The following is a 23,475-nucleotide window of genomic DNA, read 5'->3' on the forward strand; positions in this document are numbered from 1 at the left end:
GTCCGAGGAGGGACCGGGGCATCTACCCGAGAAGAGACGTTGAGGTCTGGAGGCTGGTAAGTGGAGGGCAATTGCAGGGTCCTGTTCCTGCCTGACAACCGCTACACCGTTGTGGCCAAAGGGGACAACCTCCTCAGGGCAGCCATGGACGCCGATGTGCACATCAACGCGTCCTGCGGGGGTTCCGGGTCCTGCGGCAAATGCCGCGTGGTCATCGAGAAAGGGGAGGTCGAGCGCGACCCTAACCCCAAGCTCACCGAGGTGGACATCGCAAAGGGTTACGCCATGGCCTGCCAGACCAGGGTGCTGAGTGACCTCGAGGTGACGGTGCCGCTGGAGTCGCGCATCGGCGATAAGAGGATATTCGAGCGCGCGGAACCCACGCCCGCCCATGGCTACCTGCTGGCCGCGGCGGACTGGGAGGAGCGGTTGCCCGAGTGGGAGCTCGATCCTCCCACCCGCAAGGTGCACCTTGTCCTCGCCGAGCCCACCCTGGACGACAACGCCAGCGACGCCGAGCGCATCAAGCGCGGCCTGGCCGTGGAGGCGGGGCTGCGCGACGTGGTGGTGGATTATCCGGTGTTGCAGCGGCTCCCAAACATGATCCGACAGAGCAGCTGGGACATCACCGTGACCGTGCTCGATTCCGGCGACGAGCTGCGGGCCGTGCGCATCGAGCAGTACGACACCACGCAGCGGCAGTCGGCCATCGCCATCGACGTGGGCACCACCACCATCTCGGCGGAACTCATCGACCTGCGCACCGGCGAGGTTACGGCGCGCGCCTCGGATTACAACGCGCAGGTGGCCTTCGGCGAGGACGTGATTACCCGCATCATCTACGCCACCCGCGGCACCGGACTGGCAAAACTGCAGTCGGTGGTGGTGGGGACCATCTGGAACCTAATCAAGAACCTGGTGGAGCAAGCGGGCATCGAATACTGCAACATCACCCACGTGGTGGCGGCGGGCAACACCACCATCATGCACCTCCTCCTGGGGCTCAACCCGAAATACATCCGCGAAGAGCCCTACATCCCCTCGGGGACCATCTTCCCCTGGATCAAGTGCTCGGACATCGGGCTGCGCATCGCCGCCGGCGTCTACCTCTATCCGCTCCCCTGCGTTGCGAGCTACGTCGGGGGCGACATCGTGGCGGGCATCCTGGCCTCCGGGGTATTCAACACCGACAAGATGACCCTGTATATCGACATCGGCACCAATGGGGAGATGGTGCTGGGCAACCGCGAGTGGCTGCTCTCGTGTTCCTGTTCCGCCGGGCCCGCCTTCGAGGGTGGGGGCGTGAAGCACGGCATGCGCGCCACCGGAGGGGCCATAGAGCAGGTGCGCATCGACAAGGTGGGCTACGAGCCCATGATCATCACCGTGGGCAACAAGAAGCCCATCGGAATCTGCGGCTCCGGTCTCATCGACCTGCTCTCGGAGATGTTCCTCACCGGGCTCATGAACGAGAAGGGCAAGATCAACACCGACCTGCCCACTGAACGCGTACGCAGCAGAGAAGGCGGAGCCGAGTACGTCCTGGTATGGGCCGACGACTCCGCCACCCGACGGGATATCGTCATCACCGACGTTGACATCGACAACCTCATGCGGGCCAAGGCGGCGGTCTACGCGGGCATCGAGATACTGCTCTCCTCCATGGGTATGGACGCCACCATGATCGACGAACTGCTCATCGCGGGGGCCTTCGGGCGCTATCTCGAGGTCGACAAGGCAGTCACCATCGGCCTCCTCCCGGACATCGGATACGACAAGATCAAGTTCGTGGGCAACGGGTCCCTGTTGGGTGCGCACCTTTCCGCCCTGTCCAAGGAGATGATGGAGAAGGCCAACGACATCGCCCGCCAGATGACCTACCTGGAGCTGTCCATGAACCCGGCTTTCATGGACCATTACATGTCGGCGCTGTTCTTCCCGCATACCAACATGGAAGCCTTCCCGACCGTAAAGGACAAACTGGAGTCATACCGCTCGGTACAGCGCATGGCCAGGGAGGCCGGGGCCGGCGAAGGGAAAGGAAACTGACATGTCATACGTTATAGCCGTCGCGGGCAAGGGAGGCACCGGAAAGACGACCTTTTCCGCGCTGAGCGTGGGATGGCTGGTGCGCGCCACGGGAAAACCGGTCCTGGCGGTGGACGCCGATTCCAACGCCAACCTCGACCTGGCCCTGGGCACGCGGGCGGAGAAGACCATAGGCGGCGTTAGAGAGCATCTCACCGAGAACATCAAGAACATGCCGGCGGGCATGTCCAAGGACACCTGGGTCGAGATGCTGCTGCAGCAGGCGCTGGTGGAGGAGAAGGGTTTCGACCTCATCTCCATGGGCAGACCGGAGGGCCCCGGATGCTACTGCTACCTCAACAGTATCTTCCGCCGCTACCTCGATATCATGACCGGCAACTACGATTACGTGGTCATGGACAACGAGGCGGGCATGGAGCACCTGTCCCGGCGCACCACGACCGGCGTGGACATCATGTTCATCTCCTCCGACCCCACGGTGCGTGGGGTCGAGACCGCGCTGCGTATCCGCGACCTCGCCCGGGAACTGAAGTTGAACATCGCGCGCATGGCCCTGGTGGTCTCCAGGGTCCGTAACGGGCTCCCCGACAACCTGCGCGCCATCGCCGAGGCGGGCAATCTGGAAATCGCGGGGGCGGTGCCCGATGACGAGGTCCTGCGTGACTACGATGAGGCCGGCAAGGCCCTCTCGGAGCTACCCGAGAGTAGCAGGGCGCGACAGGGGGTGGAGGAGATACTCTCCGCCTATGTGAATACCGCTGCTGGCGGCGGGTAACGGTGCCCCTAATAATATGAATTTATTGTGGCGCAATGAACAAAATGATGAGATAATCTATGACTGGACCGGGGAGGTCTGACGATGTACGTAGAGAAGCCCATGATCGTATTTTTAGACAAGCTCGCCTCCAGGTCACCGGAGCCAGGCGGCGGGTCGGTTTCCGCACTGGTCGCTGCTCTTGGAGCCGCCCTGGTTTCGATGGTCGCCAACCTTACCCTGGGCAAAGAGAAATATGCCGATGTCCAGGAACAGGTGGAAGCGCTGCTGAAATCCTCAGAGAAACTCCGCGCTGACCTTCAGGGCCTGATACAGAAGGACACCGAGGTCTACGCGGACGTATCCGCCGCCTTCAAGCTGCCTCGCGAGAGCGAGGAAGAGAAGGAGGAGAGGGCGGCCCGTATCCAGGATGCCTTGAAACTGGCCACCGAGGTTCCCTTCGAGATCGCCGAGAAATGCCTCGAGGTGGCGCGCCTGTCGGAGACGTCGGCCCTCATCGGCAACGTCGGGGCGGTAAGCGATGCCGGGGTTGCGGTCCTGCTCGCCGAGGCCGCCGCGCAGAGCGCGGCCTTGAACGTGAAGATCAATGTCAACAGCATAGAAGACCGGGGGTTCTCGGACAGCAGGTGGGACCGCATCCGTGAGATCCTGGAGGAGGCGGCGGACCTGCGCGAACGCGTAGTGCAGATGACTTATGAGAAACTGGGTTAGGCGCGGGACGCGCCTGACCCGCTGCGAGCAGCCGGAGCGGGAGCGAAGGCGAGGAAGCGAAGCTATCTCGACCTAGAAGACGTTGCAGCAATGGGATGAGAACGAGACAGGACGGAACGCACGCCAAGACCTCGTTTGAAACACCCTGGGGCAACAGGTAGAGCTGAGCCGTGTTGAAGACCGCGATGGAGCTGGAAGGAGCGCGAGGCGAGGAAAGGAGCGAGGGATATGGCCTTGGTCATCGACTGTGTAGCCATCGGCGACGAGCTGATGAAGGAGATCGTCGCGGAAACGGAAGCCCTGAAAGCCAAGGGCATCACCCCCGGTATCGCCACCCTGCTGGTGGGCGATGATTTCGGGGCCAAGATGTACCGTGGGCAGGTGGAGAAATTCTGCGAGGAGGCGGGGTTCGGCTACATCAATGAGAACCCGCCGGCAGACGTGAGCGAGGATGAAGTGGTGGAGATCGTCAAGCGGCTCAACGCCGACAAGACGGTGAGCGGCATCCTTCCCCTCCGTCCCTTCCCGGAGCACGTATCCGACAGCGCGGTTATCAATTCCATCGACGTCAATAAAGACATCGATACCTTCCATCCCTTCAACATGGGCAAGCTGGCCCTTGGCGAGCCCACCTTCCCTCCCGCCACGCCATCGGCGGTGGTGGAGATCCTCGACCGCTACGCCCGTGACGTGAAGAAGATGGACCCCAAGGATTTCTACGAGGGCGCGGAGATATGCGTGGTCGGGCACTCAAACATCGTGGGCAAGCCGCTGGCCTTCCTCATGCTCAACCGCAACGCTTCCACCACCGTGGTACACGTCTTCACCTCCATGAAGGGCAACCTGGAGAAGCACACCAAACAGGCGGACATCCTCATCGTGGCCGCGGGCAAAGCCGACCTCATCGGGCCCGACCAGGTCAAGGAGGGAGCCATCGTGGTGGACGTGGGCATAAACCGCGTCAAGGTGCTGGACGAGGCGGGAGAGCCGGTACTCAACGACAAGGGCAAGCCCAAGACTAAGACGGTAGGGGACGTCTCCTTCGATGCCGTCAAGGACATGACCGAGGCCATCACCCCCGTCCCCGGCGGCGTGGGCTCGGTGACCAACCGCATGCTCATGAAGAACGCCCTGCGCGCCTGCAGGATCGCGAACGGGCTTGAATGATAAAAGACAACGCAGGCAGGAAGCCGAGAGAATATCATATTAAACGGCGGTAAAAAGATATCGGAAAGGAGAAATGAGATGGCATTCAATCTACCGACGGAGACAGCCAAGGGCAAAGTCCGCGAGGTAGAGTTGGGCGCTGGCGACAAGGCCAAGAAGGTAGGCGGGGAGAACGTCCTGCCCTTCCATCTCTGGGAAGGGGAGATGCCGAATAAGCCCATGGTCGCCGCCGAGGTGTCCGACGAAGTGGGAGAGCTAATCCCCGCTCTGGAGAAGGCTCTGGGAAGCGTGAAAGACGACCCCGTGGCCTGGGCCAAGAAGGCCGTGGACGAGTGGGGAGCCGACGCCATATTCCTGCTGCTCGCCTCCACCGACCCCAAGGCCACGGATGCCTCCCCGGATGCGGCGGCGGAGACGGTGCTCAAAGTCGAGGAGGCCGTCAACGTACCGGTTATCGTCTACGGTACCGAGGACCTGGACAAGGACGCGGAGCTGGCCAAGGTCATAGCCACCAAGGCCGAGGGCAAGAATCTGCTCATCGGCCCGGCCAAGGAGGAAAACTTCAAGAAGGTGGGAGCCCCTGCCATTGGTTACAAGCAGACGGTGGCGGGCATGACCCCCATCGACGTCAACCTGGCAAAACAGCTGAACATACTCCTCACCAACCTGGGCATGGAGGCGGAGAGCCTGGTCATCGACCCCACCACCGGCGCCCTGGGCTACGGCCTGGAGTACACCTATTCGGTGATGGAGCGGCTGAAGATCGCCGCCCTCATGCAGGACGACGGCATGACCCAGATGCCCATGCTGGCCAATATCGGCTTCCAGGCCTGGAAGACCAAGGAAGCGAAGATGTCGGAGGAAGAGTACCCGGAGTGGGGGGACCCGGAGAAGCGCGGCATCATGTGGGAGACCCTCACCGCCGTATCGCTGCTCCTGGCCGGGGCGGACATCCTGGTGCTCAGGCACCCCGAGTCCATACGCATGGTCAAGCAGTTAATAGCCGACCTGTCAGGATAGGCTTTGATATAGAAAACCGGTTCACGAAGGACCTGAGACAAAGTCCACAGGAGGAAGTACAGAAATGGCAGAATTCGAGGAGATGTCAGCGTGTGAGACCACGCTGGAGATGCTCAGAAAAGCGAAGGAGGATGAGCAGGAGACGGCCTTCGACCGCGTGCAGCAGCAGAAGGGATGCGCCTTCGGAGAGGCGGGGAGCTGCTGCCGCATCTGCAACATGGGCCCCTGCCGCATCAACCCCAAGAAACCCGACGAGAGCAGGGGGGTCTGCGGCGCCAACATGGACACCATCGTGGCGCGCAACTTCGCACGCATGGTGGCCGGAGGCGCATCGGCCCACTCCGACCACGGCCGCGCCGTGGCCGAGACCCTGATCATGGCCGCCAAGGGCGAGGCCGTCGACTACGGGGTCAAGGACCGCATCAAGCTGCTGGAGGTGGCCGCGGACCTGGAGATCGAGATCGGAGACCGCGAGATAAACGAAATCGCCCTGGAGGTGGGAGAGCGCTGCCTGGCCATGTTCGGGCAGCAGGAAGGCGAGCTGGCCTTTGCCCAGCGTGCTCCCGAGAAGCGCAAGGAGATCTGGCGCAACCTGGGTATCTTCCCCCGGGGCATCGACCGCGAGGTGGTCGAGCTCATGCACCGCACCCACATGGGGGTGGACCAGGACTACGAGAACATCCTGCTGGGATGTGCCCGCGCCGCCCTTTCCGATGGTTGGGGAGGCTCCATGATCGGGACGGAGCTGCAGGACATCATGTTCGAGACACCGGTGCCCATCGAGGCCAATATCGACCTCGGGGTGCTCGAGGAGGACCAGGTGAACATCCTGGTGCATGGACACGAGCCCATCCTCTCGGAGATGATCGTGCTGGCCGCCAACCTGCCGGAGATGCAGGAGAAGGCGGAGAAAGCGGGGGCCAAGGGGATCAACCTGGCGGGCATATGCTGCACCGCTAACGAGATCCTCACCCGCCACGGAATCCCCGTGGCCGGCAACGTGCTGCAGCAGGAGATGGCCTTGCTCACGGGAGCGGTGGAGGCCATGGTTGTGGACGTGCAGTGCATCTACCAGGGAGTGGGGCAGATCGCCAACTGCATCCACACCGATATCATAACCACCTCCCCCAAGGCCAAGATGCCATACGCGCGCCACGTGGAGTTCCACGAGGACCACGCCCTGGAGATCGCCAAGGAGATCGTCTCCTCGGCCATCGACAACTTCAAGAACCGGGGCAAGGTTGTCATTCCGGAGAAGAAGGAAGCCCTCATCGCCGGCTTCAACCACGAATACATCAATTACATGCTGGGCGGGAAGTTCCGCGCGTCCTACCGCCCTCTGAACGACGCCATCATCGACGGCCGCATCCGGGGCGTGGTGGGCGTTGTGGGGTGCAACAACCCCCGCGTCAAGCACGACGACATCCACGTGCGCGTAGTGCGCGAGCTCATCGCCAACGGCTGCCTGGTTGTCATGACCGGATGCGCCGCGCAGTCGGTGGCCAAGGCCGGCCTCATGCTCCCCGAGGTGGCCCGCGAGATTTGCCCCCAGGGGCTGTGGGAGGTCTGCGAGGCGGTGGGCATCCCGCCGGTCCTGCACTGCGGATCCTGCGTGGACAACAGCCGCATCCTCATCGCTCTCACCGCCATGGTGAACGAGGGAGGCCTGGGGGACGACATCAGCGACCTCCCCGCCGCGGGCTGTGCCCCGGAGTGGATGAGTGAGAAGGCCATCTCCATCGGGGAGTACTTCGTGGCTTCCGGAGCCGCCACCGTCTTCGGCGTCAGCTGGCCCACCCTGGGCAGCAAGAACGTCACCGAGCACCTGTTCGAGAAGTACAACGACATCTTCAAGAACAGCTGGCACTTCGAGGCGGACCCGGAGAAGATGGTAGGCAAGCTGCTGAGCCTCATCGACGGCAAGCGCGAGGCGCTGGGCATCTCGGCCAAGCGCGAGAGGGTGCTTTACGACATGGCAATGCGGAGGGAGTTGGAGATCTAATGAGTAGGATAATCGCAACCGGAGCCATCAAGGGGGCCTACAAGGAGGTGGCCGAGGCCGAGCGCATGTTCAACGAGACGCTCGAGGCGGCCGGCGCCACCGCCGCGGTTGAGTTCCCCAATACGGGCTACTACCTGCCCATCATCTACGCCCTCTCCGGTCACAAGGTGGAGAAGGTGGAGGACATGGCCAAGGCGCTGGAGCTGGCCAAGGACCTCCTTCCCCCCGTGCCGCGGCAGGGCCACTGGGTGCCCTACCTGGGCCATACCATGGACGCGGGTATCGCCACCCTCTTCGCCGGGGAGATCATCGAGGGGTGCAAGTACGTGACCAACCCCCCGGTGGACGACATATGGCTGGGGGCCGCGGACGACGTGATCATGCGCGAGCGTGGCGTGGAGTTCGTGGACGGCAGCGCCCCGGGGTTCTGCGCCCTGGTGGGTCTGGCCTCAAGCGCGGAGATGGCCGATAAGATCGTGGTGGAACTGCTGGAGAAGAACCTGTACGTGTGGATGTCCGGCCACATCGACGGCAAGACCATCACCGAGCAGCTCATGTCGGTGGACCGCCAGCTGGGTTGGGACACGCGCATCGTGCCCTACGGCAAGGAGATGTCCTCGGCGGTCTATTCCCTCGGTTTCGCGGCCAGGGCGGCCATGTCCTTCGGCGGCGCCCAGCCGGGCGACTTCAGCAAGATCCTGCGCTACAACAAGAACCGCATCTTCGCCTTCGTGCTGGCGCTGGACTACGTGGACGAGCAGAAGTACGCCTACGCGGCGGGGGCCATCAACTACGGCTTCCCCACCATCGCAAACACCAAGATCCCGGAGATCCTCCCCACGGGCATCTGCACCTACGAACACGTGGTATCGGACATACCGGAAGAGGACATCGTCCAGAAGTGCGTGGAGGTCAGGGGCCTCAAGATCCAGATCGCCCAGATCCCAATCCCCATGGCCTATGGCCCCGCCTTCGAGGGCGAAGTCATCCGCAAGGACGATATGTACCTGCAGTTCGGGGGGAACATCACCCCTGCCTTCGAGTACGTGGTGATGAGAGAGATCAACGAGATCGACGACCACGACATCCAGGTCGTGGGCCCGGAGATCGACGACGTGGAGGAGGGCAGCGCCCTTCCCCTGGGCATCGTGGTGGAGGTGGCCGGGCGCAAGATGCAGGAGGACTTCGAGTCCATCCTGGAGCGCCAGATCCACCACCTCATCAACGGCGCCGAGGGCATCTGGCACATGGGCCAGCGCGACATCGTGTGGACTCGCATCAGCAAAAAGGCCCAGTCCAAGGGGTTCAAGATCCGCCACTACGGCGAGATCATCCATGCCAAGCTCATCAACGAGTTCCCGTCCATCGTGGACAAGGTGAAGGTGACCATCTACACCAACCCCGAGGACGTGGAGAAGTGGGAGGCCACGGCCCGGCAGGCCTACCGCTACCGCGACGAGAAGACGGCGGGCATGACCGACGAGTCCGTGGACACCTTCTATTCCTGCACCCTGTGCCAGTCCTTCGCACCCACCCACGTGTGCATCATCTCGCCCCAGAGGCTGGGCCTGTGCGGTGCCTACAACTGGCTGGACGGCAAGGCCGCCTACGAGATCGACCCCACCGGGCCCAACCAGCCGGTGAAAAAGGGCGACTGCGTCGACGAGGTCAAGGGCGCCTGGCCGGCGGTGAACGAGTTCGTCAAGGAGAAGTCGGGATCCGTGGTGGAGTCGGTGTACATGTATACGATGATGGAGGACCCCATGACCTCGTGCGGGTGCTTCGAGTGCATCGTGGCCTTCCTGCCCATGTGCAACGGCGTGATGATCGTAAACCGCGAGCACACCGGGGACACCCCCTGCGGCATGCCCTTCTCTACCCTGGCCAACACCGTGGGCGGCGGCAACGTGACGCCGGGATTTATCGGCATCGGCAAGGTCTACATCACCTCCAAGAAGTTCATCTCCGCGGACGGAGGCTTCAAGCGGGTGGTGTGGATGCCCAAGGCGCTCAAGGAGACCCTGGCCGAGCAGCTCGCCAAGCGCTGCGAAGACGAGGACATAGGCGACCCCGATTTCATCAACAAGATCGCCGATGAGGAAGTGGGCACTACGGAGGAGGAACTCCTTCCCTGGCTGGAGGAGAAGGGGCATCCGGCCCTGACCATGGACCCCATGTTCTGATAGAGATTGCGGGAGGGGATTGTCGGAGTGGCCGGTTTTTCAAGCCCAGGGGTCAGGCACTCTGACTACCCCTCCCTCGTCTGGAATAACAAGGTGGGAATACCGCTGAACAAGTAGGAAGGAGTTATGACATGGGACTTTCGGGCTTGGATATCTTCAAAAAGCTACCCAAGACCAACTGCAAAGAATGCGGCTTCCCGACCTGTCTCGCTTTCGCCATGAAGCTGGCCGCGGGGCAGACGGCGCTCGACGAATGTCCCTACGTTACGGACGAAGTGCGAGCTGAGCTGGCCGAGGCCAGCGCCCCGCCTATCCGCGGGGTCACCGTGGGAAGCGGGGACGAGGCCTTCAAGGTGGGAGAGGAGCTGGTGTTGTTCCGCCACGAGAAGACCTTCTTCAACCCCGCAGTCTTGGGCGTCCTGATAAGCGACGACATGGACGATGCAAAGGTCGATGCCCTCGTGAAGCAGGCCAACGAGTGCGAGCACGAGCGCGTGGGCGTCATTCTCAAGGTAGGGGCCCTGGCACTCAAGGCCGCTTCCGGCGACGCCGGCAAGTTCAAAGCCCTGGTGGAGAAGGTCAAGGGCGCTTCGGCCAAGCCCCTAATCCTCATCTCCGAGGACGTGGAGGTCATGAAGGCCGGAGTGGAGGCCGCGGGCGATTCCCGGCCGCTGCTCTATGCCGCCACCGAGGCAAACGCCGATGCCATGGGCGCGCTGGCCAAGGAGAAGGACCTGCCCCTGGCGGTAAAGGCGGCCGACCTGGACAAGCTGGCCGAGCTCTCGGACAAGCTCACGGGTATGGGACTCAAGGACCTGGTCCTCGACCCCGCGCCGCGCAAGCCGGGGGAGACCTTCAAGGACCTGGTGGCCATCCGCCGCGCGGCCCTCAACGACAAATTCGCGACCTTCGGCTTCCCGACCATCACCTTCCCGGTGGAGGAGACGGACGATGAGCTCTACGAGACCGCCTTGGCCGGCATGTACATCTGCAAGTACGGCGGCATCGTGGTGCTCTCCCATGCCGAGCAGTGGAGGATGTACCCGCTGCTGGTGCTGGGCCTCAACGTATTCACCGACCCCCAGCGCCCCATGGCCGTGGACTCCAAGTGGTACGAGATCGGGTCCCCGGACGAGAACAGCCCGGTGCTGTTGACCACGAACTTCTCCCTCACCTACTTCATCGTCTCCGGCGAGATCGAGGGGAGCAAGATCCCGGCCTGGCTGGGGATCGTGGACGTGGACGGGCAGTCGGTGCTCACCGCCTGGGCGGCTGGTAAGTTCGTCCCCGAGGTCATCGCCAAGTTCGTCAACACTTCGGGCATCGCGGACAAGGTAAAACACCGCAAGTTGATCATCCCTGGTTACGTGGCCCAGATCTCGGGCGAGCTGGAGGAGGAGCTCCCGGATTGGGAGATCATCATCGGCACCAGGGAAGCGGCGGACATACCCGCCTTTCTGCGCCAGTTCTCGACCACGTAGGTGGAGCGGGAGAGCAGGCGGCGGCCCGAAGAGATGTGTCCCGGAGCGATAGTGGGCGCCTTGTAGCGGGTGCCGCCGTGCCATAGACGCGGTAAAGATCACAGTACGGAGGAGGAACGCAAGAGATGATCATCACTACATCGAAGCCGTTCGAGGAGGTATTAAAGCAACTCGAGGGCGAGGACAAGGTATTCATCATCGGCTGCGGCCTCTGCTCCACCACCTGCGAGACGGGCGGCGAGGAGCAGGTAGCCGAGATGAAAACCAAGCTCGAGGCGGAGGGCAAAACGGTCACCGGCACTATCGTATATGACGAAGTATGCCACGAGCTCAACACCAAGAGGAAGTTCAGGGAGAACAAGGAAGCGGTGGAATCCGCCGACGGTTTCCTGGTAATGACCTGCGGGGCGGGTTGCCAGTCCGTGCGCGAGTCGACCGAGAAGGGCGTGCACCCGGCAAACAACACCGTCTTCCTGGGCAACATCCTCAGGCAGGGCAACTTCACCGAGAAGTGCTCCCTGTGCGGCGACTGCGTGCTCGAGGACTTCGGTGCCATCTGCCCCGTGACCCGCTGCCACAAGGGCATCCTCAACGGGCCCTGCGGCGGCACCGACGAGGGCAAGTGCGAGACCGACAAGGAGAAGGACTGCGGCTGGACCCTCATCTATAACCAGCTGGAGAAGATGGGCAAGCTGGACCGCTTCCAGCGAATATACGGTCTCAAGAACTGGCAGGCGAGCATGAAGCCGGGCAGGGTCATATTCGAGAAAAAGGGCGAGGGGGGTGAATAGGATGACCATGCTCATGGAAAAGCATGTCAAGCCGGGCATAAAGGAGATCATGGAGTCCGGCACCTTCCTGGTCAGCGGGGAGATCGGCCCCCCCAAGGGCACCGACATCGACGAGATGATCGAGCACATCGATCTGCTCAAGGACAAGGTCCATGCCATGAACATCACCGACAACCAGTCTTCAGTGATGCGTTACCCGTCCCTGGGTACCGCCCTGATCATCCTGGAGCATGGCGGTGAACCCAACCTGCAGGTGACCTGCCGCGACCGCAACCGCCTGGCCATCGAGGCCGACCTGCTCTTCGCCTACACGCGCGGCGTGCGCAGCGTGCTCTGCCTCACCGGCGACTCCGTCCCGGTCGGCGACCACAAGGAAGCCAAGGCGGTCTTCGACTGCGAGAGCGTTCAGCTCCTGCAGCTCATCCGCAACATGGAGGAGGGCAAGGACTCCGGCGGCAACGAGTTGAAGGGCGGCGTGGAGTTCTACAAGGGCGCCATCGTCACCCCCGAGGCGCATCCCATCGAGCCCCAGATGCTCAAGTTCGCGAAGAAGATCGAGGCGGGAGCCCAGTGGTTCCAGACCCAGGCCGTCTACGACATGGACAACTTCAAGCGCTTCATGGAGAAAGCACGCAAGATCGACGACAAGGTCAAGATCTGCGCGGGACTGGTGCTGCTCACCAGCATGGGCGCCATCAAGTACATGAACGCCAACGTGCCCGGCGTGTTCGTGCCCGATAACCTGGTGCAGGAGATGGCGGACGCCCCCAAGGGCGAAGCGCTGAACACCGGCATCAGGATCATGGCCCGCCAGATCCGCCAGTGCATCGACGAGAAGCTCTGCGACGGCGTGCACATCATGGCCATCGGGAAAGAGGGCGTTGTGCCCCAGATCCTGGATGAGGCCGGAGTGGACATCTCGAAGATGTAACGAAGAGCGTTGGCCCTGGAAGCACGGGTATGCTCTAGCGCTACAGGATCGAACAGACCTGACGCTGGGTTTATGTAATGGCGATCGGGGCCAGTATAAATGCTGGCCCCGACCTACGGTGAAAAGACCGGGCGTGGGTGAGCAGACCAGCGGGTTACAGGTCGGTACGGTAGGCTTAAGTAATGGCGACTGGGGCCAGTATTAATGCTGGCCCCACCCTATGGGAACAGAAGGAGCGGGGCGGGAAGACCGGCGGGTTACAGATCGAGGCGTTGGTGGTAGGTTATGGGAAACTGGAAACCTTCCATGATGGCCACGGCCATTGGCAGCCTTCCTTACACGGATCCGCAGGAGGCCTGCGGCATGACCCTGCGTTATCTCAGGGAGGCACCGGCCTGGCCTCAGCTGCCGCGGCGCGATTTCAGGGAGAACATGTACGCTCAATACAGCGAAGGCCTCCCCGGCGTCGTGGTCGACACGGAGAGGCGGAAGGTGTTCTGCGACACGTCCGGCGACCTGCTGCCTGGCATCGAGGAGGTTTACCGCGCCTACCTCGAGGGAGACCTGGACCCCTTCAGGGTGTCGGAGGAGTACGCAGCAGGGCTGTACGCCATGGCGGAGATGCTCAAGCGGGAGGGGAAGGTGTATCCCCTGCTCAAAGGGCAGGTCACCGGCCCCATCAGTTTCGGCCTCACGGTGATGGACGAGAACAACCGGCCTATCCTCTACAACGATGAGCTCGCAGGGGCCATGGTCAAGCTCCTGAACCTCAAAGCGAGGTGGATGGAGAGTTTTCTGAGGGAGACCGGGGCTTCGGAAGAGGTGCTCATCTTCTTCGATGAGCCCTACCTGGTCTCCGTGGGTTCGGCGCTGGTCAGCGTGGGCCCGGAGCGGGTCGTGGACTCCCTGCGGCAGTGCGCGGAGGGGCTGACCTGCCTCACCGGCACGCATTGCTGCGGCAACACCGACTGGAGCCTGCTCTTCCAGGCCGGCCTGCGGGTGGTCAACTTCGACGCCTACAGCTACATGGAGAGTCTGGCCCTGTACCCCGGGGAAGTGGCCGCCTTCCTGGAGGGTGGAGGCGTGCTGGCCTGGGGCCTGGCAGTGAACAACCAGGAGATCGACGGGGAGGACGGGGAGAGCCTCGCCCGCCGTTTCGAGGCGGGCGTTGGGCTGCTGGTATCAAGGGGAGTCCCGCGCGACCTCCTGCTGGAAAGGGCCATGTTCACACCCGCCTGCGGCCTGGACGGCGTGACCCCGGCGCAGGCGGAGAGGGCGTATAGCCTGACCGCGCAGCTCTCTGAGAGGTTGCGGGGATGAGGGCGCAACGGCTGAAAGAGGAGATGGAACTTGGGAGACGCGGAACGCAGGGCCGGTAGCCGCAGGCAGCCGCATAACGATGTCCGTATGCCGCGCTGGCTGCACCGCCCGATCCATGCCGGCAGGAACCTGCACGAGGTGGACGGTATCCTGAGGGAAAAGGGGCTGCATACCGTGTGCGAGAGCGCGAAATGCCCCAACCGCATGGAATGCTTCTCCAACCGCACCGCCACCTTCATGCTCCTTGGCGAGGTGTGCACGCGTGACTGCGCCTTCTGTTCGGTGGCCAAGGGCGTGCCGGGCGAGGTCGACGCCGGGGAACCGCAGCGGGTGGCCGAGGCGGCAGCTTCCATGGGCCTGCGCCACGTGGTGATGACCAGCGTGACCAGGGACGACCTTCCGGACGGGGGCGCCGGCCACTTCGCCGCCGCCGTGCGCGAGGTAAGGCGGCGCCTTCCCGGGGCTTCGGTGGAGGTGCTGACCCCCGATTTCCGAGGCGATCTCGAAGCCCTGAAGGTGGTGCTGGCCGAAGGGCCGGACGTCTTCAACCACAACCTGGAGACGGTGGAAGAGCTGTACCCACGTGTCCGGCCCCAGGCAGACTACGGCGCTTCGCTGGAACTGCTGCGGGAGGCGAAGCGCATCGCGCCCGCGAGCAACACCAAGAGCGGGATAATGGTAGGGCTGGGGGAAACGCGGCACCAGCTCGGCCGCCTCCTTCGCGACCTGGCGGACGCCGGCTGTGATATGCTCACCATCGGGCAGTACCTGCGTCCCTCAAACGGGCAGGTAAGGGTGGACCGGTTTCTCTCCCCGCTGGAATTCGATGAACTGGGCGCCGAAGCGGCCGGGGCGGGGATAGGCCAGGTCGCCTCCGGACCTTTCGTGCGCAGCTCGTATCGTGCGAGAGAGCTCTTGAAAAAGTAGGAAAAAAGCGGGTCGCAACGCCGACCAAGGGTTAACCAAGGAGGAGGAAGAAATGCTGATCATCGGCGAGAAGGTCAACGTGATGATGAAGGCCATCGGGGCCGCTATCAAGGACCGCGACAAGAAACCCATCCAGGAGATGGCCCTGCTGCAGGCCGAGGGTGGGGCCAATTGGCTGGACATAAACCTGGGTCCTGCCACCAAGGAAGGCCCCGAGAAGATGCGGTTCGTGGTAGAGGCGGTGCAGGAGGTCACCAACCTGCCCCTGGCCCTGGACACCATGAACATCGATGCCATGAAGGCCGGCCTTGAGGTGGTCAAGGGAGAAGTGATGATCAACTCCATCTCCTCCGGGCCCGAGCGCATCGAGAAACTGATGCCCATGGCCGTCGAGCACAACGCCTGGGTGGTCGGACTGACCCTCAACGCCCAGGGCAATGTGCCCCGCGACGCCGATGAGAGGGTGGAGGTGGCCTATAACATCCTCATGGCCGCGCAGGAGTACGGCATCCCCATGGAGAAGATCCTCATCGACCCCATCGTCCTCCCCATCAGCGTGACCCAGGACCAGACGCATGCGCTGGTCGATTCCATGGACATGCTGCAGGGCGTGTTCGCGGAGTTCGACCCGCCTCCGGGCACGGTGGTAGGGCTCTCCAACGTCTCCAACGGCGTGCCTGACGAGGCCCTGTGCAGCCTTATCAACCGCACCCTCCTCGCGGTGCTCATGGCCAAGGGACTGACGGCGGCCATCGTCGATCCCAATGACGAAGAGCTCATGGGTATCATGAACAAGAACGAGGAGTACCAGATCGTCGAGAAGATCGTGAAGGGGGAAGCGGTGGACGAGAGCGATCCCCTCACCATCAAGCTGCTCAAGACATGGAAAGTGCTCACGGAGGAGACCCTGTACGCGCATTCATATCTGGAGCTGTAGGAGAAGAGTAACGTCGGTCCTGAGGGGACCGTCGGGTCACAGTCCGTGACAAGAGAGGCAGGTAATGGGAAATGGGGTCAAGCCTCACAGCGTTCTTGGCACACATTATAGGTTTGAGTGCTGGGAAGCAGGGTTGGAATCCGTCCCCTGTACCTGCAGCGTATAACGTGGGCCTGACCCCATCCTGCGGGGAAAGGAACGGACGTGGGTTATAGGCAATGGCGACCGGGGCCGGTATAAGTGCTTGCCCGCACCCTACGGGAAAGGCGGAGCGGAGTGCGCGGACCGACAGGTTACGGGGCGAGGCGTGAGTATATGTAATTGGAAACGGGAGTCAGGCCTTCAACCGCTCGCCTGCGGCTCGCGACATAACGCCCGACCCCACCCCGCGGGGAACAGGACGAGCGGAAACGGGAAGACCGTAGTGGGAGGAAACGGGAGAATAAGATGAACGACGCAGCCTGTGAGTGCAGCAAACGCTTCGCGGACCCGGACGACCTGGCCCCCCTGCAGGTCATCCTGGAGAGGTACAGCGGGGAGAAGGGCGCGCTCATCCCCATGCTCCAGGACGCGCAGGAGGCCTACGGCTACCTGGACGAAAAGGTGATGCGGGCCCTGGCCAGGGGGGCGGGATACCAGTTGAGCCAGGTCTATGGCGTGGCAACCTTCTACACCCAGTTCAGGTTGGAGCCCATCGGCGAGCACCTCATCCGCGTCTGTCACGGCACGGCATGCCACGTGGCGGGAGCGGAGCTGATCTCGGAAGAGATCGCCAACCTCCTGGGCATCAAGGACGGCCAGACCACCCCGGACATGAAGTTCACGGTGGAGTCGGTGATGTGCGTGGGGGCCTGTTCCCTGTCGCCCATCATGATCGTGGACGAGGACACCCACGGCAAGCTGAAGCCGGCCAATATCCGCAGGGTGCTCAAGAAGTACCGGGGCGATGGCGGGGAGGCGGAAGAATGAGCGCGGGCGGCAAGACCAAGCTGGTGCTGGGCTACGGCACCTGCGGCATCGCCGCCGGGGCCGCGGCGGTCAAGGAAGCCCTGGAAAACGAGCTGGCAACGGGCAAGTACCAGGCCTACCTGGATATCGCGGGATGCATGGGCGTGTGTTTCCGGGAACCCGTGGTGGAGGTGACCACCCCGGAGGGCCTGTCCATCGTCTACGGGGACCTCACCGCCAAGCGCGTCCCGCAAATGCTCGAGGCGGTGGCGGGGGGCGAGGTCATAGATGACTGGGTGGTGCAGCGCTCGGACGACGCCGAGGCCGCGGAGGGCGATTTCCTCTCCAACCAGCACCGCATAGTACTGCGCAATTGCGGCAACATAAACCCCGAGAGCATGGAGGAGTACATAGCCGCCGGCGGATACGAGGCGGCCCGCAAGGCCTTGACCTCAATGTCCCCGGAGGACACCATCGACGAGGTGGCGAGGTCGGGCATCCGCGGCCGCGGCGGCGCCGGCTTTCCCACCGGCACCAAGTGGGGCTTCGCGCGCAAGGCGGCCGGGGACCAGAAGTACCTGGTATGCAACGCCGACGAGGGCGACCCGGGCGCCTTCATGGACCGCAGCGTGCTCGAGGGCGACCCCCATGCGGTGATCGAGGGCATGATCATCGCCGGATACGCCATCGGGGCCACCCAGGCCTACATCTACTGCCGCGCCGAGTATCCGCTGGCCCTGAAGCGGCTGGAGATCGCACTGGCAGCCTGCCGCGAGTGGGGGTACCTGGGCAAAGGCATCTTCGGCACCGACTGGGATTTCGACATCAAGATCAAAAAGGGTGCCGGCGCCTTCGTGTGCGGCGAAGAGACGGCCCTCATTGCCTCCATCGAGGGCAAGCGGGGCATGCCCCGCCCGCGGCCGCCCTTCCCGGCCAACGAAGGCCTGTGGGGCAAACCCACCAATATCAACAACGTGGAGACCCTGGCGGCCATCCCCTGGATCATCGCCAACGGCGGCGACCGCTACGCCTCCGTGGGCACTGAGAAGAGCAAGGGGACCAAGGTCTTCTGCCTGGCCGGCAAGGTGCGACGCAGCGGCCTGGCCGAGGTCCCCATGGGCTACACCCTGCGCCAGGTCATCTTCGACGTCGGGGGGGGCGTGCAGGCGGGAAAAGAGTTCAAGGCGGTGCAGATGGGAGGGCCCTCGGGGGGGTGCCTTCCCGCCAGCCTCCTGGACACCCTGGTGGACTACGACGCCATCACCGCCACCGGGGCCATCATGGGCTCCGGCGGCATGATCGTGGCCGACTCCTCCACCTGCATGGTGGACCTGGCCCGCTATTTCCTCTCCTTCACCCAGGAGGAGAGCTGCGGCAAGTGCGTGCCGTGCCGCATCGGGACCAAGCGCATGCTGGAGATACTTACGCGTATCTGCGGCGGGGAAGGCGAGCCGGATGACCTGGAGCGTCTGAGCACCCTGGCCGCGGACATCAAGGCCGCCAGCCTGTGCGCCCTGGGCGGCACCGCCCCCAACCCCGTGCTCACCACCATGAAGTACTTCCGCAACGAGTACGAGGACCATATCTTCAACAAGAAATGCACCGCCGGGGTGTGCCCGGCGCTCATCACACTGCGCATCCGGGAGGACACCTGCACCGGGTGCGGCGCCTGCGCCAAGATATGCCCGGTGGAGGCGATTGCGGGGGAGAAGAAAGAGCCCCATTCCATAGATCCCGATAAATGTATTCGCTGCAAGTTATGCCTCTCCCGCTGCCCGGAAGAGGCCATCTACGCGGAATGAGGTGGCAGGAATGGAACAGGTACACCTGAGCATCGACGGCAAGGACATCGTGACCACCTCCGACCGCACCATCCTGGAGGCGGCGAGGGAGAACGGCATACGCATCCCCAGCCTCTGCTACGAGCAGCGCATGGAGCCCTACGGGGCGTGCCGCATCTGCCTGGTGGAGGTGGAAGGGGCCAGGGGACTGCTCCCGGCCTGTTATTCAACGGTAACCGACGGTATGGTCGTGCGTACAGCCACCGAGGAGCTGGTGAGGATACGCAAGACCATCCTCGAGCTGATCCTCTCCGACCACCCCAAGGACTGCATGACCTGCGAGAGCACCGGCGACTGCGAGCTGCAGGACCTGGCCTACGAGTACGGCGTCAAGGACGCCCGCTTCAAGGGCGAGGAGCACCACTACGAGGTGCTCACGGACAACCCGCTCATCGAGCGCGACTACGACAAGTGCATCCTGTGCGGCCGCTGCATCCGCATCTGCCGCGAGGTACAGGGCGTGGGAGTGTACGACTTCGTCAACCGCGGCTTCGAGGGAGTGCCCGGGATCCCCTACAACGTGGGGATGGAGAAATCGCCCTGCGAGTTCTGCGGCCAGTGCGTGTCCACCTGTCCCACCGGCGCCATAACCTCCGTTCTCTCCAGGGGCAAGGGACGTTCCTGGCAGGTGCGGAAGGTCAGGACCACCTGCGCCTACTGCGGATGCGGCTGCCAGCTGGACCTGCACGTGCGCGACGGAGAGATCGTCGAGGTATCATCGCCGGTGATGGTGGGACCGGGCCAGGGAAACCTCTGCGTCAAGGGGCGTTACGGCTATCCCTTCGTCCATCACGAGGACCGCCTTACCGTGCCCCTGGTGAGGAAAGACGGGGAGCTCGTCCCCTCCACCTGGGAGGAGGCCCTGGGGGCGGTGGCCAAGCATATCGAAAAGGCCATGGACGGCAAGGGGCCCGACTCCGTGGCCTTCCTGACCTCGGCCCGCTGCACCAACGAGGAGAACTACCTGCTGCAGAAACTGGCCCGCGCGGTGGTCGGCACCAACAACGTAGACCACTGCGCCCGGTTATGACACAGCTCCACCGTCGCCGGTCTGGCGACAGCTTTCGGGAGCGGGGCCATGACCAACTCCATGGAGGACCTGGAGAAAGCGGGTTGCATCCTGGTGATCGGCTCCAACACCACCGAGGGGCACCCCATCGTCGGCCTGCGCATAAAGAAGGCGGTGATGCAGAACGGCTGCAGCCTCATCGTGGCCGAGCCGCGCCACATCCGCCTCTGTTACTATGCCGAGCAGTGGATCCAGCAGAGGCCCGGCACCGACGTGGCCCTTCTCAACGGCATGATGAACGTCATCCTCGCGGAGGGCCTCGCGGACGAAGGATTCATCCGCGAGCGCACCGAGGGTTTCGAGGAGTTCAAGAAGGTGGTGGAGGAGTACGCGCCGGAGCGGGCCGCTGAGATCTGCGGTGTCGATGCCGAGGACATCCGCCGCGCCGCCCGCACTTTCGCCGGCGCCGACAGCGCAGCCATCGTCTACGCCATGGGCATCACCCAACACACCACCGGCGTGGACAACGTGCTAAGCCTGGCCAACCTGGCCATGCTCACGGGCAACCTGGGCAAGGAAGGCGGTGGCGTCAACCCGCTGCGTGGGCAGAACAACGTGCAGGGGGCCTGCGACGTGGGTGGTCTCCCCAACGTCATCACCGGCTACCAGTCCGTCTCCGATGCCGCGGTCAGGGACAAGTTCGAGGCCGCCTGGGGCGTGGGTTACCTACCCGGCAACCCCGGCCTGACGCTGATGGAGATGATGGACGGCGCCCACAAGGGGGACATCGATGTCCTGTATATAATGGGGGAGAACCCGGTCATCTCCGACCCCGACGTGGAGCACCTGAAGGAAGCGCTGGAGAAGGTGGACTTCCTGGTGGTGCAGGATATCTTCCTCACCGAGACCGCCCGCTACGCTGACGTGGTGCTGCCGGCCGCCTCCTTCGCGGAAAAAGAGGGGACCTTCACCAACACCGACCGCCGCGTGCAGAGGGTGCGCAAGGCGGTGGAACCCCCGGGAGAGGCAAGGGAAGACGCATGGATAATCGCCCAGATCGCCTCCCGGCTGGGTTACGACATGGGCGACGTCTCGGCTCCGCGGGTGATGGAGGAGATCGCCTCCCTCACCCCGTCATACGCTGGCATCTCCTACGCCAGGCTGGACGAGCTGGGCGAGCTGAGGTGGCCCTGTCCGGACGCGGGGCACCCCGGGACCCCCATCCTTCATATAGGCAAATTCACCAGGGGCAAAGGCCTCTTCAAGCCCGTGGAGTACAGGCCGCCGGCGGAGGTGGCCGATGACGAGTTTCCGCTGGTGCTGACCACCGGCAGGCTGCTCACCCACTATCACACCGGGACCATGACCCGACGCGTCAAAGCCCTGGACGAGCTGGCGCCGCGCAACCAGGTCTGGGTGAACCCCGCCGACGCCGAGAGGCTCGGGATCGTGGAGGGCCAGGAGGTGGCCGTGCAGTCGCGACGGGGCGCCATCAAGCTCGAGGCAAAAGTGACAGGAAAGGTGGGGGAGGGCGTGGTCTTCGTCCCCTTCCATTTCGGTGAATCGCCCGCCAATGCCCTGACCAATCCCGCCCTGGACCCCGTGGCGAAGATCCCGGAATTCAAGGTGGCGGCGGTGCGTATCCTGACTGGGAAATCCATGTCTGCCCTGGAATACACTACAAGCACGATGTGAGTCCGGCAGGCGGCGATCAAATAGGGCTATCTTGCTGACCTGCGATTGTTTCGATGGTAGAATAGTAGCGGACTGGGGCGCGGCAGGCTAATGATCTGATTACCGGCTGGTTCCGGTTCCGTAAAGGGGCCGTAGCGGATCGCGGAAACGGGAGAGATGCTATATGAATCTATACCAGAATCTCGTGAGGACGGCGGAGAAGAACCCCGAGGCTACAGCCCTTTTCTTCGGGCATGACACCATATCCTACGGGGAACTCCTCGCCCGCACCAACCGCCTGGCCAACGGCCTGCGCGGGCTGGGCGTGGAACGGGACTCCAAGGTGGCGATCCTCCTCCGCAACGTACCCGAGTTCGTCATCTCCTACTATGCCATCCTCGCCCTGGGCGGCACGGTGGTGCCGTTGTGTTACATGTGCCTGGCCGAGGAGGTTGAGAAGATCGTGTGCGATTCTATGGTGGAAACGCTCATCACCAACTTCGAGTTCGACGACCTCGTGAAGGACCTGCAGTCGTCCATGTGCTCGCAGATAGGCCGGATCATCGTCAAGGACGCACCCGAACTCGAGGGCGTGATCCAGTACGAGAAGGTGGTGGAGGGACAGTCCGACAAGCTGGACGCGGCGGACCGCGCCGAGGACGATGTGGCGGCGATTCTCTATGCCCCCACTTCGTCAAAGGTGGTAAGGGGATGCATGCTCACCCACCGCAACCTTGACTGGAACACGGAGGCCTTCTCCAGGCAGTGCGACCTCGGCAGCGACGACGTGATCATGGCGGTGCTCCCCTTCTTCGCGGTCTACGGGCAGAGCTGCGTGATGAACACGGCCATCAAGGCTGGAGCGAGCCTGGTCCTGCACGAGTCCTTCATCCCCGGCGAGGTCCTCAAGGCCTTGCAGCACGAGCAGGTGACGGTCTTCTTCGGGGTACCGACCATGTTCGTATATATCCTCAACCACCCCCTGATCTACCAGTACGACCTGGGTTCGGTACGGCTGTGGTTTACCGGGGGCGCCCCCTTCCCGCGCGAGGTCATGGACCGCTGGAACAACGAGTTGGGATCGAGGATCTACGAGGGATACGGACTCACCGAGGCCGCGCCGCTGGTAGCCATGCAGCCCCTGGACGGGCCATACAAGATCGGCTCCATCGGAGTCCCGCCCGAGGGCGTCGAGCTGAGGGTCATAGACGAGGAGGCCAGGGAACTGGCCCACGGCGAAGTGGGGGAGCTGATAGTGCGCGGCCCCAACGTAATGAAGGGCTATTACAACAAGCCGGAGGAGACGGAGAAGGTCCTGCGCGACGGCTGGCTCCACACCGGCGACATGGTCTATATCGACGAGGACGGCTTCATCTTCATCGTGGGACGCAAGAAGGACCTCATCATCCGCGGAGGCTTCAATATCTATCCCCGTGAGATCGAGGAGGTCCTCACCTCCCATCCCCTCATCTCCGAGGCGGCGGTGGTGGGTATCCCCAACAAGTACCTGGGCGAGGAAGTGAAGGCCTACGTGAAACAGAAGCCGGGGTCCAACCTCACCGAGGAGCAGGTGCTGGAGTTCTGCGAGGAGAAACTCCCTTACTACAAGACGCCCAAGTTCATCGTCTTTGTCAGGTCCTTCAAGAAGGACCCCTCGGGGCAGATCCTGAAAGACCTCATCGAGGAAGAGGAATAGGGTTACCGGAAGC

17 protein-coding genes are annotated in these 23,475 nt (G+C 63.2%); all 17 read left to right on the forward strand.

The features are described 5' to 3' along the window. Positions 1–60: 60 nt before the first annotated feature. A complete protein-coding gene (locus AB1384_00625; GenBank protein MEW6552776.1) occupies positions 61–2,049 on the forward strand; it encodes an ASKHA domain-containing protein in 1,989 nt (662 codons plus the stop codon). A gap of 1 nt (position 2,050) precedes the next feature. After that, entirely contained in the window at positions 2,051–2,824 is a 774-nt protein-coding gene (locus AB1384_00630) for an AAA family ATPase (GenBank protein ID MEW6552777.1), read from the forward strand. 84 nt (positions 2,825–2,908) lie between these two features. Then, complete coding sequence (locus tag AB1384_00635; GenBank protein MEW6552778.1) at positions 2,909–3,535, forward strand: cyclodeaminase/cyclohydrolase family protein; 627 nt, start codon at positions 2,909–2,911, stop codon at positions 3,533–3,535. 228 nt (positions 3,536–3,763) lie between these two features. Next, positions 3,764–4,702: a tetrahydrofolate dehydrogenase/cyclohydrolase catalytic domain-containing protein gene (locus AB1384_00640; protein MEW6552779.1), complete on the forward strand. Its 939-nt coding sequence runs from the start codon at positions 3,764–3,766 to the stop codon at positions 4,700–4,702. Between the two features lie 78 nt (positions 4,703–4,780). After that, the gene (locus AB1384_00645; GenBank protein MEW6552780.1) at positions 4,781–5,722 is read left to right on the forward strand and encodes an acetyl-CoA decarbonylase/synthase complex subunit delta; all 942 of its coding nucleotides are present in this window, start codon (positions 4,781–4,783) and stop codon (positions 5,720–5,722) included. 64 nt (positions 5,723–5,786) lie between these two features. Then, on the forward strand, positions 5,787–7,724 hold the full coding sequence (gene cooS, locus AB1384_00650; GenBank protein MEW6552781.1) for an anaerobic carbon-monoxide dehydrogenase catalytic subunit: 1,938 nt from the start codon (positions 5,787–5,789) through the stop codon (positions 7,722–7,724). Further along, positions 7,724–9,907 (forward strand): acetyl-CoA decarbonylase/synthase complex subunit alpha/beta, encoded by a 2,184-nt coding sequence (gene acsB / locus AB1384_00655; GenBank protein ID MEW6552782.1) that lies wholly within the window; start codon positions 7,724–7,726, stop codon positions 9,905–9,907. The genes cooS and acsB overlap by 1 nt, the downstream gene beginning before the upstream one ends. 131 nt (positions 9,908–10,038) lie before the next feature. Beyond that, complete coding sequence (gene acsC / locus AB1384_00660; protein MEW6552783.1) at positions 10,039–11,388, forward strand: acetyl-CoA decarbonylase/synthase complex subunit gamma; 1,350 nt, start codon at positions 10,039–10,041, stop codon at positions 11,386–11,388. A 125-nt stretch (positions 11,389–11,513) separates the two neighbouring features. Next, complete coding sequence (locus AB1384_00665; protein MEW6552784.1) at positions 11,514–12,179, forward strand: methylenetetrahydrofolate reductase C-terminal domain-containing protein; 666 nt, start codon at positions 11,514–11,516, stop codon at positions 12,177–12,179. Positions 12,180–12,192: 13 nt separating this feature from the next. Next, on the forward strand, positions 12,193–13,110 hold the full coding sequence (locus tag AB1384_00670) for a methylenetetrahydrofolate reductase (GenBank protein MEW6552785.1): 918 nt from the start codon (positions 12,193–12,195) through the stop codon (positions 13,108–13,110). Positions 13,111–13,395: 285 nt separating this feature from the next. After that, entirely contained in the window at positions 13,396–14,430 is a 1,035-nt protein-coding gene (locus tag AB1384_00675; GenBank protein MEW6552786.1) for a methionine synthase, read from the forward strand. 30 nt (positions 14,431–14,460) lie between these two features. Then, entirely contained in the window at positions 14,461–15,357 is an 897-nt protein-coding gene (gene lipA / locus AB1384_00680; GenBank protein MEW6552787.1) for a lipoyl synthase, read from the forward strand. Positions 15,358–15,409: 52 nt separating this feature from the next. Further along, positions 15,410–16,294 (forward strand): dihydropteroate synthase, encoded by an 885-nt coding sequence (locus tag AB1384_00685; GenBank protein MEW6552788.1) that lies wholly within the window; start codon positions 15,410–15,412, stop codon positions 16,292–16,294. Positions 16,295–16,741: 447 nt separating this feature from the next. Continuing rightward, positions 16,742–17,263: an NADH-quinone oxidoreductase subunit NuoE gene (gene nuoE, locus AB1384_00690; protein MEW6552789.1), complete on the forward strand. Its 522-nt coding sequence runs from the start codon at positions 16,742–16,744 to the stop codon at positions 17,261–17,263. Then, positions 17,260–19,044, forward strand: a complete 1,785-nt coding sequence (nuoF, locus tag AB1384_00695) for an NADH-quinone oxidoreductase subunit NuoF (protein MEW6552790.1) — start codon at positions 17,260–17,262, stop codon at positions 19,042–19,044. Before nuoE ends, nuoF begins: the two co-directional genes overlap by 4 nt. A 10-nt stretch (positions 19,045–19,054) precedes the next feature. Then, complete coding sequence (fdhF, locus tag AB1384_00700) at positions 19,055–21,787, forward strand: formate dehydrogenase subunit alpha (protein ID MEW6552791.1); 2,733 nt, start codon at positions 19,055–19,057, stop codon at positions 21,785–21,787. A 163-nt stretch (positions 21,788–21,950) separates the two neighbouring features. Next, positions 21,951–23,462: a long-chain fatty acid--CoA ligase gene (locus tag AB1384_00705; protein ID MEW6552792.1), complete on the forward strand. Its 1,512-nt coding sequence runs from the start codon at positions 21,951–21,953 to the stop codon at positions 23,460–23,462. Positions 23,463–23,475: the final 13 nt, after the last annotated feature.

Source organism: Actinomycetota bacterium, assembly GCA_040757835.1.
GTDB lineage: Bacteria > Actinomycetota > Geothermincolia > Geothermincolales > RBG-13-55-18 > SURF-21.

What these genes read in the sequence shown, in the direction of transcription:
- AB1384_00630 (MEW6552777.1), top strand. Translation starts at nt 2,051, where the DNA reads ATGTCATACGTTATAGCCGTCGCGGGCAAGGGAGGCACCGGAAAGACG.
- AB1384_00635 (MEW6552778.1), top strand. Translation starts at nt 2,909, where the DNA reads ATGTACGTAGAGAAGCCCATGATCGTATTTTTAGACAAGCTCGCCTCC.
- AB1384_00640 (MEW6552779.1), top strand. Translation starts at nt 3,764, where the DNA reads ATGGCCTTGGTCATCGACTGTGTAGCCATCGGCGACGAGCTGATGAAG.
- AB1384_00645 (MEW6552780.1), top strand. Translation starts at nt 4,781, where the DNA reads ATGGCATTCAATCTACCGACGGAGACAGCCAAGGGCAAAGTCCGCGAG.
- cooS (MEW6552781.1), top strand. Translation starts at nt 5,787, where the DNA reads ATGGCAGAATTCGAGGAGATGTCAGCGTGTGAGACCACGCTGGAGATG.
- acsB (MEW6552782.1), top strand. Translation starts at nt 7,724, where the DNA reads ATGAGTAGGATAATCGCAACCGGAGCCATCAAGGGGGCCTACAAGGAG.
- acsC (MEW6552783.1), top strand. Translation starts at nt 10,039, where the DNA reads ATGGGACTTTCGGGCTTGGATATCTTCAAAAAGCTACCCAAGACCAAC.
- AB1384_00665 (MEW6552784.1), top strand. Translation starts at nt 11,514, where the DNA reads ATGATCATCACTACATCGAAGCCGTTCGAGGAGGTATTAAAGCAACTC.
- AB1384_00670 (MEW6552785.1), top strand. Translation starts at nt 12,193, where the DNA reads ATGGAAAAGCATGTCAAGCCGGGCATAAAGGAGATCATGGAGTCCGGC.
- AB1384_00675 (MEW6552786.1), top strand. Translation starts at nt 13,396, where the DNA reads ATGGGAAACTGGAAACCTTCCATGATGGCCACGGCCATTGGCAGCCTT.
- AB1384_00685 (MEW6552788.1), top strand. Translation starts at nt 15,410, where the DNA reads ATGCTGATCATCGGCGAGAAGGTCAACGTGATGATGAAGGCCATCGGG.
- nuoE (MEW6552789.1), top strand. Translation starts at nt 16,742, where the DNA reads ATGAACGACGCAGCCTGTGAGTGCAGCAAACGCTTCGCGGACCCGGAC.
- nuoF (MEW6552790.1), top strand. Translation starts at nt 17,260, where the DNA reads ATGAGCGCGGGCGGCAAGACCAAGCTGGTGCTGGGCTACGGCACCTGC.
- AB1384_00705 (MEW6552792.1), top strand. Translation starts at nt 21,951, where the DNA reads ATGAATCTATACCAGAATCTCGTGAGGACGGCGGAGAAGAACCCCGAG.